Origin of the sequence: Caballeronia sp. LZ008, from assembly GCF_031451435.1 — a bacterium.
Lineage (GTDB): Bacteria > Pseudomonadota > Gammaproteobacteria > Burkholderiales > Burkholderiaceae > Caballeronia > Caballeronia zhejiangensis.
This window is the reverse complement of record NZ_JARUXK010000004.1, coordinates 242,962-257,955: the sequence shown is the minus strand read 5'-3', so window position 1 is coordinate 257,955 and position 14,994 is coordinate 242,962. Positions and strand designations below refer to the sequence as shown.

The 14,994-nt window shown below is 64.2% G+C and carries 15 protein-coding genes; 11 read left to right on the top strand and 4 right to left on the bottom strand.

Annotated elements, in window-relative coordinates; all coding sequences use genetic code 11:
• Nucleotides 1-240 precede the first annotated feature (240 nt).
• From QCE49_RS25915 to QCE49_RS25905, 3 genes are all read right to left on the bottom strand, one after another.
• Nucleotides 241-828: an aspartate kinase gene (locus QCE49_RS25915; RefSeq protein ID WP_250440796.1), complete on the bottom strand. Its 588-nt coding sequence runs from the start codon at nt 826-828 to the stop codon at nt 241-243.
• A 68-nt stretch (nt 829-896) separates the two neighbouring features.
• The gene (locus QCE49_RS25910) at nt 897-2,027 is read right to left on the bottom strand and encodes a hydantoinase/oxoprolinase family protein (protein WP_250460768.1); all 1,131 of its coding nucleotides are present in this window, start codon (nt 2,025-2,027) and stop codon (nt 897-899) included.
• Nucleotides 2,024-3,064 carry an ATP-grasp domain-containing protein gene (locus QCE49_RS25905; RefSeq protein WP_250460770.1) on the bottom strand — a complete coding sequence of 347 codons (1,041 nt, stop codon included), beginning with the start codon at nt 3,062-3,064 and terminating at the stop codon, nt 2,024-2,026. The genes QCE49_RS25910 and QCE49_RS25905 overlap by 4 nt, the downstream gene beginning before the upstream one ends.
• Before the next feature lie 13 nt (nt 3,065-3,077).
• Here QCE49_RS25905 and QCE49_RS25900 point away from each other — a divergent pair, with 13 nt between their 5' ends.
• The 11 genes from QCE49_RS25900 (at nt 3,078) to QCE49_RS25850 (ending at nt 13,946) form a co-directional block, all read left to right on the top strand.
• On the top strand, nt 3,078-3,809 hold the full coding sequence (locus QCE49_RS25900; RefSeq protein ID WP_008354328.1) for a HisA/HisF-related TIM barrel protein: 732 nt from the start codon (nt 3,078-3,080) through the stop codon (nt 3,807-3,809).
• Between the two features lie 938 nt (nt 3,810-4,747).
• A complete protein-coding gene (locus QCE49_RS25895) occupies nt 4,748-6,010 on the top strand; it encodes a formylmethanofuran dehydrogenase (protein WP_250436163.1) in 1,263 nt (420 codons plus the stop codon).
• On the top strand, nt 6,007-7,701 hold the full coding sequence (locus tag QCE49_RS25890; RefSeq protein WP_250457988.1) for a formylmethanofuran dehydrogenase subunit A: 1,695 nt from the start codon (nt 6,007-6,009) through the stop codon (nt 7,699-7,701). The genes QCE49_RS25895 and QCE49_RS25890 overlap by 4 nt, the downstream gene beginning before the upstream one ends.
• Before the next feature lie 3 nt (nt 7,702-7,704).
• Nucleotides 7,705-8,646 (top strand): formylmethanofuran--tetrahydromethanopterin N-formyltransferase, encoded by a 942-nt coding sequence (gene fhcD, locus QCE49_RS25885; RefSeq protein ID WP_008354324.1) that lies wholly within the window; start codon nt 7,705-7,707, stop codon nt 8,644-8,646.
• Nucleotides 8,643-9,464, top strand: coding sequence for a formylmethanofuran dehydrogenase subunit C (locus QCE49_RS25880; RefSeq protein WP_008354323.1), 822 nt, complete (start codon nt 8,643-8,645; stop codon nt 9,462-9,464). The genes fhcD and QCE49_RS25880 overlap by 4 nt, the downstream gene beginning before the upstream one ends.
• A gap of 46 nt (nt 9,465-9,510) precedes the next feature.
• Entirely contained in the window at nt 9,511-10,083 is a 573-nt protein-coding gene (locus tag QCE49_RS25875; protein WP_250440804.1) for a cytochrome b, read from the top strand.
• Nucleotides 10,080-11,000 (top strand): pyrroloquinoline quinone biosynthesis protein PqqB, encoded by a 921-nt coding sequence (gene pqqB, locus QCE49_RS25870; protein ID WP_008354321.1) that lies wholly within the window; start codon nt 10,080-10,082, stop codon nt 10,998-11,000. Before QCE49_RS25875 ends, pqqB begins: the two co-directional genes overlap by 4 nt.
• A 22-nt stretch (nt 11,001-11,022) precedes the next feature.
• Nucleotides 11,023-11,769: a pyrroloquinoline-quinone synthase PqqC gene (gene pqqC, locus QCE49_RS25865; RefSeq protein ID WP_008354320.1), complete on the top strand. Its 747-nt coding sequence runs from the start codon at nt 11,023-11,025 to the stop codon at nt 11,767-11,769.
• Nucleotides 11,766-12,074 carry a pyrroloquinoline quinone biosynthesis peptide chaperone PqqD gene (pqqD, locus tag QCE49_RS25860; protein WP_250457986.1) on the top strand — a complete coding sequence of 103 codons (309 nt, stop codon included), beginning with the start codon at nt 11,766-11,768 and terminating at the stop codon, nt 12,072-12,074. The genes pqqC and pqqD overlap by 4 nt, the downstream gene beginning before the upstream one ends.
• 4 nt (nt 12,075-12,078) lie before the next feature.
• Nucleotides 12,079-13,275 carry a pyrroloquinoline quinone biosynthesis protein PqqE gene (gene pqqE, locus QCE49_RS25855; RefSeq protein ID WP_008354318.1) on the top strand — a complete coding sequence of 399 codons (1,197 nt, stop codon included), beginning with the start codon at nt 12,079-12,081 and terminating at the stop codon, nt 13,273-13,275.
• Nucleotides 13,272-13,946 carry a response regulator transcription factor gene (locus tag QCE49_RS25850; protein ID WP_175982318.1) on the top strand — a complete coding sequence of 225 codons (675 nt, stop codon included), beginning with the start codon at nt 13,272-13,274 and terminating at the stop codon, nt 13,944-13,946. Before pqqE ends, QCE49_RS25850 begins: the two co-directional genes overlap by 4 nt.
• Here QCE49_RS25850 and QCE49_RS25845 read toward each other — a convergent pair.
• Nucleotides 13,892-14,896, bottom strand: a complete 1,005-nt coding sequence (locus tag QCE49_RS25845) for an ATP-binding protein (RefSeq protein WP_250457984.1) — start codon at nt 14,894-14,896, stop codon at nt 13,892-13,894. The genes QCE49_RS25850 and QCE49_RS25845 overlap by 55 nt on opposite strands.
• Nucleotides 14,897-14,994: the final 98 nt, after the last annotated feature.

The following is a 14,994-nucleotide window of genomic DNA, read 5'->3' as shown; positions in this document are numbered from 1 at the left end:
GCGCGAGCCAAGCCCGGTGATTGTGATGAGGGCACTCTTTAGGCAGCCCACGATGGACGAGAGGACTACCCAAATTGCGTGTGACCGCGGGCGTATCGGGAGCTGCTTTCTTTGGTTACTTTCTTTGCAGCAGCAAAGAAAGTGACTGCCGCCCCGCACAGGGGCAGTGCTAATAGACCGACACGAAAACGGGATCCGGCGAAATCAAAAGCGATAAGCAAAACCAAAAGCGAAGAAAATTCAAACCGCCACGTTGAGCAATCGATCCCGCATAACCCCTACATCGGACTTACTCAAAACCTCGACGACATAATTTGCATCCCGCACATAAGCCGCAAACCGCCGATCCAGAATGCCTTTAGAAGCCAGCGCCTCGAGCGGCGCATTCGCCTCGACCTCGCAAGACTTCACGATCATCAACCGCTCCGCATTAAGCGAAGTAGAAAGCCACGCGGCGAGCGAATCCGAAGTGGTCTCCCAGTTCGTCATGGAATCGGGCGTCGAGCGCATCAGATCGGTCGGAACCCAAACCGCCACACGCCCATCGCGCAACGCGCGCCGAATCCTATCCTCGTTCGACGCCAGCACGAGCTCCGGCACCACGCCCTGCATCAGAATCGCGTACTGCGCCATCGCGAGCAGACACATGTTGTGAGCCGCGAGATCGTCGAAATGCCACTCCTGCTGATACTGCCGCACCGCGTCCGCGAAATCGCCGCCGCCCGGCACGATCACGACGCGCCCGCCGCCCACTTCCCATAGCCGCGTCAACCACTCGCGCAGCGCCGGGTCGTGACTCAGGCTTCCCCCGATCTTCACCACCCACATATTCCTGTCCTCGTTCGATCAAGCCGGCGGGCCACGCACCCGCATCCTTCGCTATGTTTCGCACGCTATCACGCAGCGCGCGCCGATGCATCGTTCGACAGATGCGCTTCGTTGCCTCCCGCGCCCTTCATCGCCATCGACGCCAGCAGCGCAACCGCCACGCTCGGCGCGCACGTCGATACCCATTCGGCACGCGTCGCATCGTCGCCGTCGATACCCGCGAGACGCGCGAAGTCGACATAGCTGCGCGCCTCCTGCCGCGCCAGCGCCGCCGCCAGAAAACGCCCGCAACCCGCGCCCACGATCGGCGCCGCCGCCAGCGCCGCATCCTGCGCAACGACGCGCGCCAGATTCGTCTCGAGCGCGCGCAATTGCTCGCGCCGCCAGCCCTGCGCGAAACGCCGCCACTCCGCATCGCTCGCATCGGCGGCGTCGCGGCCGATCATCCGCGCAATCCGGACGCGGCTCGCAGCCTGCGTCTTCGGCCCGTTGTCGGCGCTCGGATGCTGGTCGTGCTCCGGCCACAACTCGCCCGTCAGACGATAGACATCCGCGGTCGTCGCGAACCATTCGTTCATCACGCCGGCGTGCTCGCCGCGAAACGCGATGCGATGCGCGAGCCCGCACAACGGCGTTCGCACCACGCCCTGATACACGAGCTCACCGCTCACCAGCCGTTCGGCGTCGCTGGTGCCGCGCGCCACGACGCGTCTGCCGACGATCGGAATGATGTCCGTCGTCGTGCTGCCGATATCGACGAGCAGCGCATCCGGCAGGCACGCCGCGACCCATTGCGCGGTCGCGAGCCAGTTCGCCGATGCGACCTTGCGCCAGTGTTCCGCGCACGCCGAGCGCGCGAGCCAGCCCGCGTCGCCGGCGAAGAACATCGTGCGCGGCCCGAGCCTTTGCGCAAGCGCGCGCGTCAACGCACGCACGCCCTCGGCGCGGTCGGCGAAGAGATCGACCATTTCGCCCGTCATCGTGACGGCGTGGCGCGCGGCCGGATCGGCGGCGGCGGGCCAGCGCTCGAACATCGCGTCGATCGCGCGTTCCAGGTGCGCCATGCCCTGCCACAACGGACACGCCCATTGCGCGATGTCGGCGAGCACGCCCGCGCGCGTCGCCATCGACACCTTGACGTGCGCGCCGCCCACGTCCCAGCCGAACACCGGCGCATCGTGCAATGTCGGTGCCGTCATGACGACGCTCCGGCGCACGCGCGCAGCAATCCGGCATCGCCGTCGAAGCCGGGCACGCGATGCGCCGCGAGCAGCTCCGCCGCGAGATTCCTGCCGCCGCGCCGGCTCAGTTCCGCATACGCGACCGTGAGACGCGGATTCACCTCGATCACGACCGGCCCGCGCTCGGGATGCCACACGACATCGATGCCGACGAAGCCGCGCAGCCCCGGAAACGCATCGGCGACGCGCAGCGCGAGCCGTTCGAGCGCGCGTCCTTGCGGCCCATGCCGGTCGATGCGGTCGACATCGACGCCATCGAACTGAACGATGCGCGCGCGCCGTTCCGATCCCGCCGCATCCGACAATCCGATGCGCTGCCGGTTGATGCTCACGAGCCGCGAGAGCCGGTCGCGGCAGATCAGCGAAAGGCTCAACGGCTCGCCGTCGATCCATTCCTGCAGCACGGGATTGCGGCCCGCTTCCGCGCGCGCGGCGTATTCGGCGCGCGCGGCGGCGAGGTCGTCGTAGACGTAGGTATCGAGGCCGCCCGCGCCGTCGTCGGGCTTGACGACCCAGCGCCGCCCGATTGCGGCGGCCGCGTTTTCCGGTTCGAGCGCGCGCGTCGCGGCGATGCTGCGCGCGGCGAGACACGCGGCCGTCGCGCTCTTGCTCGATGCCGCGCGGATCGCTTCCTTCGCGCAGCCGAGCCAGCGCGCCTGGCCGACGGCGTCGTAGAGCTTGAGCAGCAGTCCGTCGCACTCGGGCGCGACGATGCAGGCATAGTCATGCTCGCGCGCCACGCGGGCCACGAAGCGGATGAGCGATTCGCCCGGATGCGCGCGCACGTGGCCGCTGGCGCCGTCGAGTTGCTCGAAGCGCGAGCTTGCGACGGTCACGTCGATGCCGGGCAGCGCGCGCAGATCGGCGGCGATGGCGTCGCGCATCACGCGGCCTTCGACGATGAGCGCGGAGAGATCGGCGAGGCTGCCTGCGCCTGCCGCGTCCGGATCGATGCCGCCGCCGGTGAGATACTCGAATACAAAGATCTTGGTCAAAGGAAAGCCATCCATGCAGGTGATACCCGTTCTCGATCTGCTCGACGGCCACGCGGTGCGCGCGGTGCGCGGCGAGCGTTCGCGCTATCGGCCGATCCAGTCCTCGTTGTGCGCGACGAGCGATCCTGTTGCGATCGCCCGCGCGCTCGTCGCCGCGACCGGCGCGCGCACGTTGTACGTCGCCGATCTGGGCGCGATCCTTTCGCGCGGCGCGCACGATGCCGCGCTCGCCGCGATTTGCGATGCCCTCGGCGACGGCTTGCGCATCTGGCTCGACGCGGGCTTTACCGCGTTTCTGCCGATGCGCGCTTTCGTCGAACGCGTCTTGCGGCTGACGCGTTCAGCGGCGCCTGCCGCGATCCTGCCTGTGTTCGGCACCGAAACGCTCGTCGATGTCGGCGCGATCGCCGAGGCATCGGCTTGCGGCTTCGAGCCGATACTTTCGCTCGACTATCGCGGCGGGCGCGCGCTCGGGGCGACGCATGGCGAGAGCGGATGGTGGCCGTCGCGCGTGATCGTGATGACGCTCGATCATGTGGGCGCGTGTGGCGGGCCCGATCTCGACACGTTCGCTGACGTGCGGGCGCTTGCCGGGGCGCGGGAGGTGATCGGCGCGGGTGGAATCCGCCATGCCGATGATCTCGCGCTCGCCGAGCGCAGCGGCGCTTCTGCCTGGCTCGTCGCTTCCGCTATTCACGATGGCTCCTTATCTCAGGGCGATGTGCATCGCGGGGCTTCTTTCTGACTTCCTTGGGATCGAACTCAATTTTTATGCCAACGGCTTTCGGGGCGCGTTTCAGGTGTAATCGTTTGGGAAGCAGGTGTTGCATATGGTGATTCATGGGTGACAGTGTGTTGCAATGCGGAGCAGTTTTTTTCGCCTTTCCCGGCGGGGGTTTCGCTGGATCCCGGTTTCGCGTCGGTCTATTAGCGTTGCCCCTGTGCGGGCGGTAGTCACTTTCCTTCCAGTAGTCGCCGGATCCCGGTCTCGCATCGGTCTATTAGCGTTGCCCCTGTGCGGGGCGGCACTCACTTTCTTTGCTGCTGCAAAGAAAGTAAGCAAAGAAAGCAGCTCTTCAGGCCCGCGGTCACACGCAATTTGGGTAGTCCTCTCGTCACAGGCGGCACTCGCCTAAAGAGTGCCCTCGTAGGACCAACCGGGCTCGGCTCGCGCACGGTCTGCCGCCCAATAACTTCGAGGGCGCTGGTTCAGCACGAAATGGCTTCGGCACAGCGCTACGCGCTGCCGCTGGGTCTGCAAGGGAAACCATCGGTTTGCGCGCGCAGTGCGATAAAGATGTTAGTAGCGAAGCACGCGCATTCCCGATTGACCGGTCGGCCGCGAAGCGGGCTGGAGCTATTTGGTGCTGAACCAGTTTGGTATGTGGTGCGATGAGACGGACCGTGCGCGAGCCAAGCCCGGTTGGGCCTATGAGGGCACTCTTTAGGCAGCCCACGATGGACGAGAGGACTACCCAAATTGCGTGTGACCGCGGGCGTATCAGTAGCTGCTTTCTTTGCTTACTTTCTTTGCAGCAGCAAAGAAAGTGAGTGCCGCCCCGCACAGGGGCAATGCTAATAGACCGACACGAATACGGGATCCGGCGAAATCAAAAAGCGATAAGCAAAAGCGAAAAGCAAAAAGCAACAAAACCGGCATAGACCTTGCTCAAAAGGTCGACCATGCCCGATACCTCCACCACGCCGAGCGCCCCGTCCGCGGCCTCAAAACCTTGGACCTGTCCGTTCTGCCCTTTACTATGCGACGACATCACGCTCGCACCCACCGCCGATCACCGCCTCGCAGCGCCGCACACCGCCTGCCCGCGTCTGGACGCTTCCCTTGCCCGCTTCGGTCCGAACGATGCAAGCCAGAAGCCCCAAATCGACGGGCAAGTCACCGACGAAAAGTCGGCGCTCTCGCGAGCCGCCGCGATCCTGTCGAACGCACATCGGCCGCTATTCGGCGGTCTCGCGACCGACGTGTCCGGCGCACGCGCGCTCTATGAACTCGCCGCGCAGTGCGGCGCGATCCTCGATCACCTCCACGGCGACACGCTCGCCGACAGCAATCGCGCACTGCAAGATCGCGGCTCGTTCTTTACGACGCTCTCCGAAGTCCGCTCGCGCGCCGATCTCATCGTCGTGTTCGCGTGCGAGCCGTCGCGACGCTATCCGCGCTTCTTCGAGCGCATCGCAAGCGAGGGCCGCGAGACAAAGGTTGTATTCATCGGATGTGACATCGATAAAGCCGCCAACGCCCAAGCCGAATCGATCCTCGCGAACGCCGATCCCTTCGACACACTCGCGCTGTGGTCCGCGCTCGTCGAAGGCGGCCGTCCGATTCCAACGCCAGAGCTCGTCGCGCTGACCGAACGCATCAACGCCGCGAAGTACACGGCGGTGATCTACGAGCCATCGGCGCTGCCGACGCAACACGCCGCGCTCGCGATCGAAGCGCTGCAACGCATCGTCAAGGCGATCAATCGCACGGCGCGCGCCGGCACGCTCGCCCTCACCGGCGACGACGGCGCCGCGTCCGTCAATCAGGCGATCACATGGCTGTCGGGCTTTCCGCTGCGCACGCGCGTCGCATACGGCTTGCCGCTCGATCACGACGCGCATCGCTATCGCTCGGAAACGCTGCTGCAGCGCGGCGAAATCGACGCGCTCCTGTGGGTGTCCAGCTTCGCGCCCGAGCCGCTGCCCGCATCGCTCGATGCGAACGTGCCCGCGATCATCCTCGCGCATCCATCGACGGCCGTCCCCGTGCGCCACGCGCCGACCGTGTTCATCCCCGTCGCGACGCCGGGCATCGACAGCGGCGGGCATCTGTTTCGCGTCGATACATCGGTGGTCGCGCCGCTCGCCGCCGCGCGCGATTACGCCTTGCCGACGGTCGCATCGATCGCATCGCAACTCGCGCAGGCAAGGAGGCCCGCATGAGCGTCACGCGCCTCAAAGGCGGCACGCTTTACGATCCGGCGAATGGCGTCGATGGCGAGAAGCGCGACATCCATATGCGCGATGGCCGCATCGTCGCCGATGCCGCGAACGAAAGCATCGACCGCGATTACGATGCGAGCGGCATGATCGTGATGGCGGGCGGCATCGATCTGCATTCGCACATCGGCGGCGGAAAGACGAATCTGTCGCGGCTGCTTCTGCCCGAAGATCATCGCGACGATCCGCGTGCCGTGCCCGATCGTCCGAACGAAGGCCGATACATGCGTCTGCCATCGTGCGGCGTGTGCGCGCCCGGCACGCTTGCCACCGGTTATCGCTATGCGGAAATGGGCTACACGGCCGCGTTCGAGCCGGCGATGATCGCGTCGAACGCGCGCCACGCGCATCTGGAAATGGGCGACACGCCGATCATCGATCACGGCGCCTACGTGATGATGGGCAACGACGAGCTCTTCCTGCAGATGCTCGCCGCGAAGGAAGACTTCGAACGTCTGCGCGATTACGTCGGCTGGACCATCGATTCGAGCAAGGCGCTCGGCGTGAAGGTCGTCAATCCGGGCGGCATATCGGCATTCAAGTTCAATCAGCGTTCGCTGGATGTCGATGAAAAGCACGCGCATTACGGCATCACGCCGCGCGACGTGTTGAGCACGCTCACGCGCGCGCTCACCGAGCTGCGCGTGCCGCATCCGCTGCATGTGCACGCGAGCAATCTAGGCGTGCCGGGCAACATCGAATCGACGATCAGAACGATGGACACCGCCGATGGCCTGCCCATTCATCTGACGCATATCCAGTTCCATAGCTACGGCACGGAAGGCCCGCGCAAGTTTTCATCGGGCGCGCGCGCGATCGCCGATGCAGTGAACGCGCGGCCCAACGTGACGATCGATGTCGGCCAGATCATCTTCGGTCAGACCGTCACCGCATCCGGCGACACGATGATGCAGTTCAAGAACGCGCCGATGGCCCGACCGCGCAAATGGGTGCTCGGCGATATCGAATGCGATGCGGGCTGCGGCATCGTGCCGTTCGAGTACCGCGAACAGAGCTTCGTGAATGCGCTCCAATGGATCATCGGGCTCGAGATCTTTTTGCTCGTCGACGATCCGTGGCGGGTGTCGATGACCACCGATCATCCGAACGGCGCGCCGTTCACGAGCTATCCGCATCTGATCCGCTTGCTGATGGACAAGTCCTTTCGCGACGAACAACTCGACAAGCTGCACGCCGATGCGAAAACCGCGAGCGCGTTGAGCGAAATCACGCGCGAATTCTCGCTCTACGACATTGCGATCATCACGCGCGCCGGTCCCGCGAAACTGCTCGGCCTCACGGATCGCGGGCATCTCGGCGCAGGCGCGGCGGCGGACATTGCCGTGTATCGCGACGATGACGATCGCGAGCGCATGTTCACATCGCCTGCTTACGTGTTCAAGGACGGCGAGCTGATCGCGCGCGACGGCACGCTGCTCGCGACGCCCACCGGCGGCATCCATTACGTGCGCCCCGACTACGACCGCGCGATCGAAAAGCGCGTGCGCGAATTCACGCAGGCAAACCTCGCGACGCGCTTCGAGAACATCGCGATCGGCGACGATGAAATCTGCGCATGCTGCAACGGCGGGCGGCTGTTGCCCGTCGCATGCTTCGCTTCGAACGGGAGTTGACGCATGCGTATCAACGACACGCAGATCGACGACACCTTCGCCGAAGCCTTCCCGATGAAAGCGACGCGCCTCGTCATCACCGCGCATTCGTCGACGTGGGCGCGTCACGCGGCCAATTCGCTGACTGGCTTCGCGACGTCCGTCATCGATTGCGGCTGCGAGGCCGGCATCGAACGCGATCTGTCCGGCGATGAAACGCCCGATGGCAGGCCCGGAATCGCGGTGCTGATCTTCGCGATATCGTCGAAGGAACTCGCCAAGCAGATCGCGCGGCGCGTCGGCCAATGCGTGCTGACGTGCCCGACGACCGCCGTCTATGGCGGCATCGATCCCGCCAACACACGCGCGCCGCTCTCCGACAACGCGCCGCTCGGCGCGGGCCTGCGCTTCTTCGGCGACGGCTATCAAATATCGAAAGTGCTCGACGGCACACGCTATTGGCGCGTGCCCGTGATGGACGGCGAGTTCGTCTGCGAGGAATTCACCGCGACGGTGAAAGCGGTCGGCGGCGGCAATCTGCTGTTTCTCGCGCGCGACATCGACAGCGCGCTCAATGCGGCCGAATCCGCCGTCGCCGCGATGCATCGGCTGCCGAACGTCATCACGCCGTTTCCGGGCGGCGTCGTGCGCTCGGGATCGAAGATCGGATCGAAGTATGCGGGCGCGACGGCGTCCACGAACGATGCGTTCTGCCCGACGCTCGTCGGCTTGTCGAAGAAGAGCGAACTGACGCCGGACATCGCGTGCGTGCTCGAAATCGTCATCGACGGCTTGACCGATGCCGATGTCGGCGCGGCGATGACCGCGGGCATCGCGGCGGCGACGAAGATCGGGCGCGCCGGCGGCGTGCTGCGCATTTCGGCGGGCAACTACGGCGGCAAGCTCGGGCCGTACCATTTCAAGCTGCATGAACTGTCGAAGGATATCGACGGGAGCCGCGCATGAACGCCATCACGTTGCGCGTAAAAAATGCGCCGGGCTTTCGCGTCGACGGGTCGAAATTACTGCCCGCGACGCTCGCGGAGATATCGGCGACAGAACTGCCGCGCATCACGCTGCAAGGCGCGGGCGAAACGTGCGCGCTCGGCGATCTTTTCGACATCGCGCAGGAACCAAGCGATGCGCCCGCACTCACGATAGAAGGCGATGCGCCGTGGCTCGACCGCATCGGCGCGAACATGACCGAAGGCACGCTCGCGGTGCACGGCGCTGCAGGCGATTACGCGGGCATGAAGATGTCCGGCGGCGAGTTGAATATACGAGGCGATGCGGGCGCATTCGCCGCGTGCGAGATGCAAGGCGGACGACTGTCGATTCACGGCAACGCCGGCGAGTTCGCCGCAAGTGCGCTGCCCGGCGACATGGAAGGCATGACAGGCGGCACGCTCGCGATTCACGGCAGCGCAGGCGCGCGCCTCGCGGATCGCATGCGGCGCGGCACCGTGCTGGTCGCGGGCGATGCGGGCGATTTCGCCGCGTCGCGGCTCGTCGCGGGCTCGGTCTGCATCGGCGGGAAAGTGGGCGCACACTTGGGCTACGGCATGCGGCGCGGCACGGTGTTGCTGGCAAATGCGCCATCCCGCATTCCGCCGACGTTCACCGAAGGCGGGCGCGGCTTCGACGTCTTCTGGCTGCTGTTCACGCGCATGCTCGCGCGCGAGATCGCACCCTTTTCGCAGTTCGCTGGCAAGATATTGCCGCGACGCTACGCGGGCGATCTCGCCGTCGATGGACGGGGGGAATTGCTGATCGCCAATTCGTAGCAAGGAGATGAACAATGGACCGTTGGCACTTCCGGGGAGACACGCCATGAGCACCGCGCGGACATCAGCAACGTCGCGCGACGGCCGTATCGATGTCGCAAGCGAGCGTTACGCAGGCCCGATGATCGCGTTGCACTGGATAATTGCGATCGCAATCATCGCGATGCTGTGCATCGGCTTCTATATGGTCGGCCTGCCGCGCGGGTTGCCGTTCAAGTCGGACCTCATCAACTTCCACAAGTCGCTCGGAATCACCGTTTTCCTGCTGGTGCTGCTCCGCATCCTGGCACGTCTGGCTTATCGCCGGCCGCCTTTGCCGCCGATGCGAACGTGGCAACGCGCCGCCGCGAGCATTACGCAGGCTCTTTTATACGTTGGCATGGTGGCGATGCCGCTCACCGGTTATCTCGGCTCGTCGTTCAACAAGTTCGGCACGAAGTTCTGGGGCATCGCGCTGCCGCAATGGGGCTGGGACGACAAATCCATGCGGCAGATCTTCTTCGGCATTCACGAGTATCTGGCGTGGATCATGGCCGCGCTCGTCATCGTGCATTTTCTCGGCGCGATGAAGCATCAGTTGATCGATCGCGACGGTCTCTTGCGGAGGATGCTGCCTTGAAGATTCGCGTGCTCGGTTCATCGGCGGGTGGCGGCTTTCCGCAATGGAACTGCAACTGCCGCAATTGCGATGGCGTGCGGCGCGGCTCCATTCTGGCGCGTGCGCGCACTCAGTCGTCCATTGCTGTTACCGATAACGGCGAGGACTGGCTGGTCGTCAACGCATCGCCGGACATTCTTGCGCAGATCGCCGCAAACCCGGAATTGCAGCCCGCGCGCCGCGTGCGCGACACCGGCATCGCTGCCGTCATCACGATGGATGCGCAGATCGATCATGTCACCGGTCTGCTGATGCTGCGCGAGCGCGGCACGCCCTTGCCGCTCTATACGACGGACGCCGTGTGGCAGGACCTCTCGACGGGCTTTCCCATCACGTCGATTCTTTCGCATTACTGTGGCGTCGAGCACAGGCGCATCGCGCTCGATGGCGCATCGTTGTCCGTGCCTGAGCTGCCGCGCGTGGGCATCGACGCATTGCCTCTGTCGAGCAAGGCGCCGCCGTATTCGCCGCATCGCGATGCGCCGGAAACAGGCGACAACATTGGCCTTATGTTCACGAATCGCGCTTCGGGCAAGCGCGCATTCTATGCGCCGGGGCTCGGCGCGCTGGAGCCGCATGTGCTCGATGCGATGCGCGAAGCAGACTTGCTGCTCGTCGATGGCACCGTCTGGACCGACGATGAAATGATTCGCCTCGGCCTCACGAAGAAGACCGGCAAGGATATGGGCCATCTCGCGCAAACCGGCGCGGGCGGCATGATCGACGTGCTCGATTCGATCGATCGCGCGGGCGTGCGCAAGGTGCTGATCCACATCAACAACACGAACCCGATCCTCATCGAGGATGGACCTGAAAGGCGCATGTTGTCGGAGCACGGCATCGAGGTCGCGCACGACGGCATGACTTTCGAGCTGTGACATTCGCACTGGAGACCGTTAGATGTTCGACCCGATGCTCAACCCGACCACAGGCCCGATCTTCACGAAAGTGACAGACGAAGGCCCCGCGTGGACGCGCGACGAATTCGAAGCGCAGTTGCGCGCGAAGGGCACGGCGTATCACATTCATCATCCGTTCAACGTGAAGATGAACAGCGGCGGCTGCTCGAAGGAACAGATACGCGGCTGGGTCGCGAACCGCTTCTATTATCAGATCAACATTCCGCTGAAGGATGCGGCGGTGATGTCGAATTGCCCCGATCGCGACACGCGCCGCCGCTGGGTGCTGCGCATTCTCGATCACGATGGCTACGACGATCAGCCCGGCGGCATCGAGGCATGGGCGCGTCTTGGCGATGCGGTCGGCCTCTCGCGCGACGATCTATGGTCGCTCAAGCTGGTGACGCCGGGCGTGCGCTTCGCAGTCGATGCCTACGTGAACTTCGCACGGCGTGCGCCGTGGCAGGAGTCGGTGTGTTCATCGCTTACGGAGATGTTCGCGCCGCAGATTCACAAGGACCGGCTCGCGACATGGCCCGAGCATTACAAGTGGATCGAGCCTGAAGGGCTTTCGTATTTCCGCTCGCGCGTGTCGCTTGCGCAGCGCGATGTCGAGCACGGTCTCGAAGTGACGCTCGCGCATTTCACGACGCGTCAGGAACAGCAACGCGCGCTCGATATCCTGCAGTTCAAGCTCGATATTCTCTGGACCATGCTCGATTCCATCGAAAAGGCTTTTCCGCAATGAGCGATACGAACCCGACTCAACGCAAGCAGGAAGCCGTCGAAGCGCCGGACGATTCGTTGCATCCGAAACTAAAACGCCTCTTCCGGCTGCAATGGGAACCTGCGCAGAACGGGCATGTGCTGCTTTATCCGGAAGGCATGGTGAAGCTCAATCAGAGCGCATCGGAGATTCTTCTGCGATGCGACGGCACGCGCGATATCCCCGCGCTCGTCGCCGATCTGGAGCAGGCGTTCAATGCGACCGGCCTCGGCGACGACGTGCGCGCGTTCATCGCCGGCGCGCGTGCGCGAGGCTGGCTGGAGTAGCGTCATGACCGACTTGTCCGAACCGATTGCGAAGCCCGAGCACGAAGACGCAACCGTCGCGCCGCCGCTCTGGCTGCTTGCCGAGCTCACGTATCGCTGTCCGCTGCATTGCGTGTTCTGCTACAACCCGGTGAATTACGCCGATCACACGCGCGAGCTGGACACCGATCAATGGATCGACGTATTGCGTCAGGCACGCGCGCTGGGCGCCGCGCAACTCGGCTTCTCCGGCGGCGAGCCGCTCTTGCGCGACGATCTCGAAACGCTCGTCGGCGAAGCGCGCAAGCTCGGCTTCTATACGAACCTCATCACATCGGGCATCGGTCTGACGGAGAAGCGCATCAGTGCGTTGCAGGACGCCGGGCTCGATCACATACAGCTTTCGTTTCAGGACTCGTCGCAGGAATTGAACGACTTCCTTTCCAGCACGAAGACCTTCGACTACAAGAAGCGCGTCGCGAATCTCATCAAGGCGCATGGCTTTCCGATGGTGCTCAATTGCGTGCTTCACCGCTATAACCTGCCGCATATCGGACGCATCATCGACATGGCGCTCGCGATGGGCGCGGAGTATCTCGAACTCGCGAACACGCAGTATTACGGCTGGGCGCACAAGAATCGCGCGCAACTCATGCCGACCAAAGAGCAGCTCGATGAAGCCGAAGCGGTGGTCGAACGCTATCGCGGCGAGATCGGCGACCGGTGCAAGATCTTCTTCGTCGTGCCGGATTACTACGAGCGCAGACCGAAGCGCTGCATGAACGGCTGGGGCTCGGTGTTTCTCGGCATCGCGCCCGATGGCGCCGCGCTGCCGTGTCATACCGCGCGGTCATTGCCGGGTCTCACGTTTCCGAACGTCACCGATATGTCGATCAAGGACATCTGGTACGAGAGCGATGCGTTCAACCGGTTTCGCGGCTTCGGCTGGATGAAGGAGCCGTGCCGCAGTTGCGACGAGAAGGCCATCGACATGGGCGGCTGCCGCTGTCAGGCGTATCTGCTGACGCAGGACCCCGCGAATGCCGATCCGGTTTGCGACAAGTCCCCGCATCACGAGCGCGTGATCGAAGTCGTGCGCGCTGCATCGGCACGGCAGGAACCGCAAGAGCAACCCATCGTCTTTCGCAACGATGCGAACTCGAAGCGCATCGCGGCCGAGGCCTCCGGTAGTGGTTCAAAAGAAGGAGAAGACAAGCCATGACTGCCGATATCTCCGTGCTGCTGGTGGACGATCACGCCGTCGTGCGTGAAGGCTACAAGCGTCTGCTCGAACTGAGTCCCGATGTGAACGTCGCGGGCGAAGCGGCGGATGCAGCCGAGGCTTATCAGAAGTTTTGCGCGCTGCAGCCGGATGTCGTCGTGATGGATCTCGCGTTGCCGGGCGCAAGCGGCATCGAGGCGATGCGGCGCATGCTGGCGCGCGAGCCGCACGCGCATGTGCTCATTTTCAGCGTGCATGAAGAAGCGATCTTCGTGCGACGCGCGCTGGATGCGGGCGCGCGCGGTTATGTGACGAAGGCGAGCGCGCCCGATGTGCTCGTCGAAGCGGTGCGTTCGGTTGCGCGGCGCGTTTCGTATCTGAGTCCCGATGTGTCGCAAGCGCTTGCATTGCGCGCGAGCATTCAGGAAGGACGGCAGTTATCCGCGCGCGAATTCGAGGTGCTGAGATTGCTCGTGCAGGGTTATACGCTGCCGAGCATCGCGGAGAAGTTAGGCTTGAGCCAGAAGACGGTTGCGAATCATCAATCGGTGATCCGCCAAAAATTCGGCGCGGATAACGGCGTGCAGTTGGCACAGATCGCGAACCGCCTGGGGCTTCACTTCGCCGATTTCGCTTCGTCGGCGGTCGCAGGCAACGGCAGCCCCGCCTGAGCCGGCACGCGCGCGCAAAACAGAAAACCCGCGCCCGGCTCGCTCACGATCTGAAACTCGCCGCCGAGCGCTTCGACGCGCTCGCGCATGCCGATCAAACCGAGTCCCTGGCGCGGCTTCGCGAGATCGACGCCCGGGCCGTCATCGGCCATCGTCACGACAATTTCTTCCGGCGCGCGCGCCAGATAAATCTCCACGCGTGAAGTCCGTGCGAACTTCGATACGTTCGTCAGCCCTTCCTGCACGAGCCGATACAGCGTGATGTTGAGCGCATCGCTCAAATTGTCGAAATCGCCGTCGACAGCGAGCGTGAACGTCACATCGGGCAAGCGCTCGCGCCAGCCATCGACGCAATGTTCGAGCGCCGTCGGCAAGCCGAATTCATCGAGGCCGATGGGACGCAGCCTGCGAATCATCCCGCCGATCTCGCGATACACATGCGTCGCGCTTTGCATCAGCGCAAGCGACAGCCGATGAATCTCCGCCTCGCGCGTAGCCGACAAATCGCGGATACGCCCCGCATCGAGCGATATCGCGTTGAGGTATTGCCCGAGCTCGTCGTGCAACTCGCGCGCGAGATGACGCCGCTCGGTCTCCTGCGCGGCGAGCGCCTGATTCGCAAGGCGACGATTCTCCGCAAGCAGATGCTCGGCCTCTTCTTCGAGCGCGCGCCGTCTGCGCACTTCCGATTGCGCCTCGCGATAACGCCGCCACGCGAACCACGCGAAACCGATCGCGAGCACGACGAGCGTCGGCGGCAATTCATCGACTTGAAACCGTTCGGCGCTGCGCGTCAGCCGATACGCGTACTCGCTGAAATCGAAACGCGCAAAGAGCGCGGCCGCGATCAGCGTCGCCGCGAGCACGCAAGCAAGATCGCGCCACACCGGCGAGCGCGGCGCGCGGCGGTCGGCGTCTTTCGCGAAAGAGGGCAAGGATTCGGTCGGCATCGTGGAATGCATTCTACGCACGGCGTCATCGCGCCGTGCGGTGGGTGGAACGCAATTGGGAACGCTTCCCTGCGCGATCGGGAAAAGCTCCCGGTCCA

Coding starts and splice junctions, on each gene's coding strand:
- fhcD (WP_008354324.1), top strand. CDS start 7,705: ATGCGTATCAACGACACGCAGATCGACGACACCTTCGCCGAAGCCTTC.
- QCE49_RS25910 (WP_250460768.1), bottom strand. CDS start 2,027: ATGACGGCACCGACATTGCACGATGCGCCGGTGTTCGGCTGGGACGTG.
- QCE49_RS25845 (WP_250457984.1), bottom strand. CDS start 14,896: ATGCCGACCGAATCCTTGCCCTCTTTCGCGAAAGACGCCGACCGCCGC.
- QCE49_RS25880 (WP_008354323.1), top strand. CDS start 8,643: ATGAACGCCATCACGTTGCGCGTAAAAAATGCGCCGGGCTTTCGCGTC.
- pqqC (WP_008354320.1), top strand. CDS start 11,023: ATGTTCGACCCGATGCTCAACCCGACCACAGGCCCGATCTTCACGAAA.
- QCE49_RS25890 (WP_250457988.1), top strand. CDS start 6,007: ATGAGCGTCACGCGCCTCAAAGGCGGCACGCTTTACGATCCGGCGAAT.
- pqqD (WP_250457986.1), top strand. CDS start 11,766: ATGAGCGATACGAACCCGACTCAACGCAAGCAGGAAGCCGTCGAAGCG.
- QCE49_RS25915 (WP_250440796.1), bottom strand. CDS start 828: ATGTGGGTGGTGAAGATCGGGGGAAGCCTGAGTCACGACCCGGCGCTG.
- QCE49_RS25895 (WP_250436163.1), top strand. CDS start 4,748: ATGCCCGATACCTCCACCACGCCGAGCGCCCCGTCCGCGGCCTCAAAA.
- QCE49_RS25850 (WP_175982318.1), top strand. CDS start 13,272: ATGACTGCCGATATCTCCGTGCTGCTGGTGGACGATCACGCCGTCGTG.
- QCE49_RS25900 (WP_008354328.1), top strand. CDS start 3,078: ATGCAGGTGATACCCGTTCTCGATCTGCTCGACGGCCACGCGGTGCGC.
- pqqE (WP_008354318.1), top strand. CDS start 12,079: ATGACCGACTTGTCCGAACCGATTGCGAAGCCCGAGCACGAAGACGCA.
- QCE49_RS25875 (WP_250440804.1), top strand. CDS start 9,511: ATGAGCACCGCGCGGACATCAGCAACGTCGCGCGACGGCCGTATCGAT.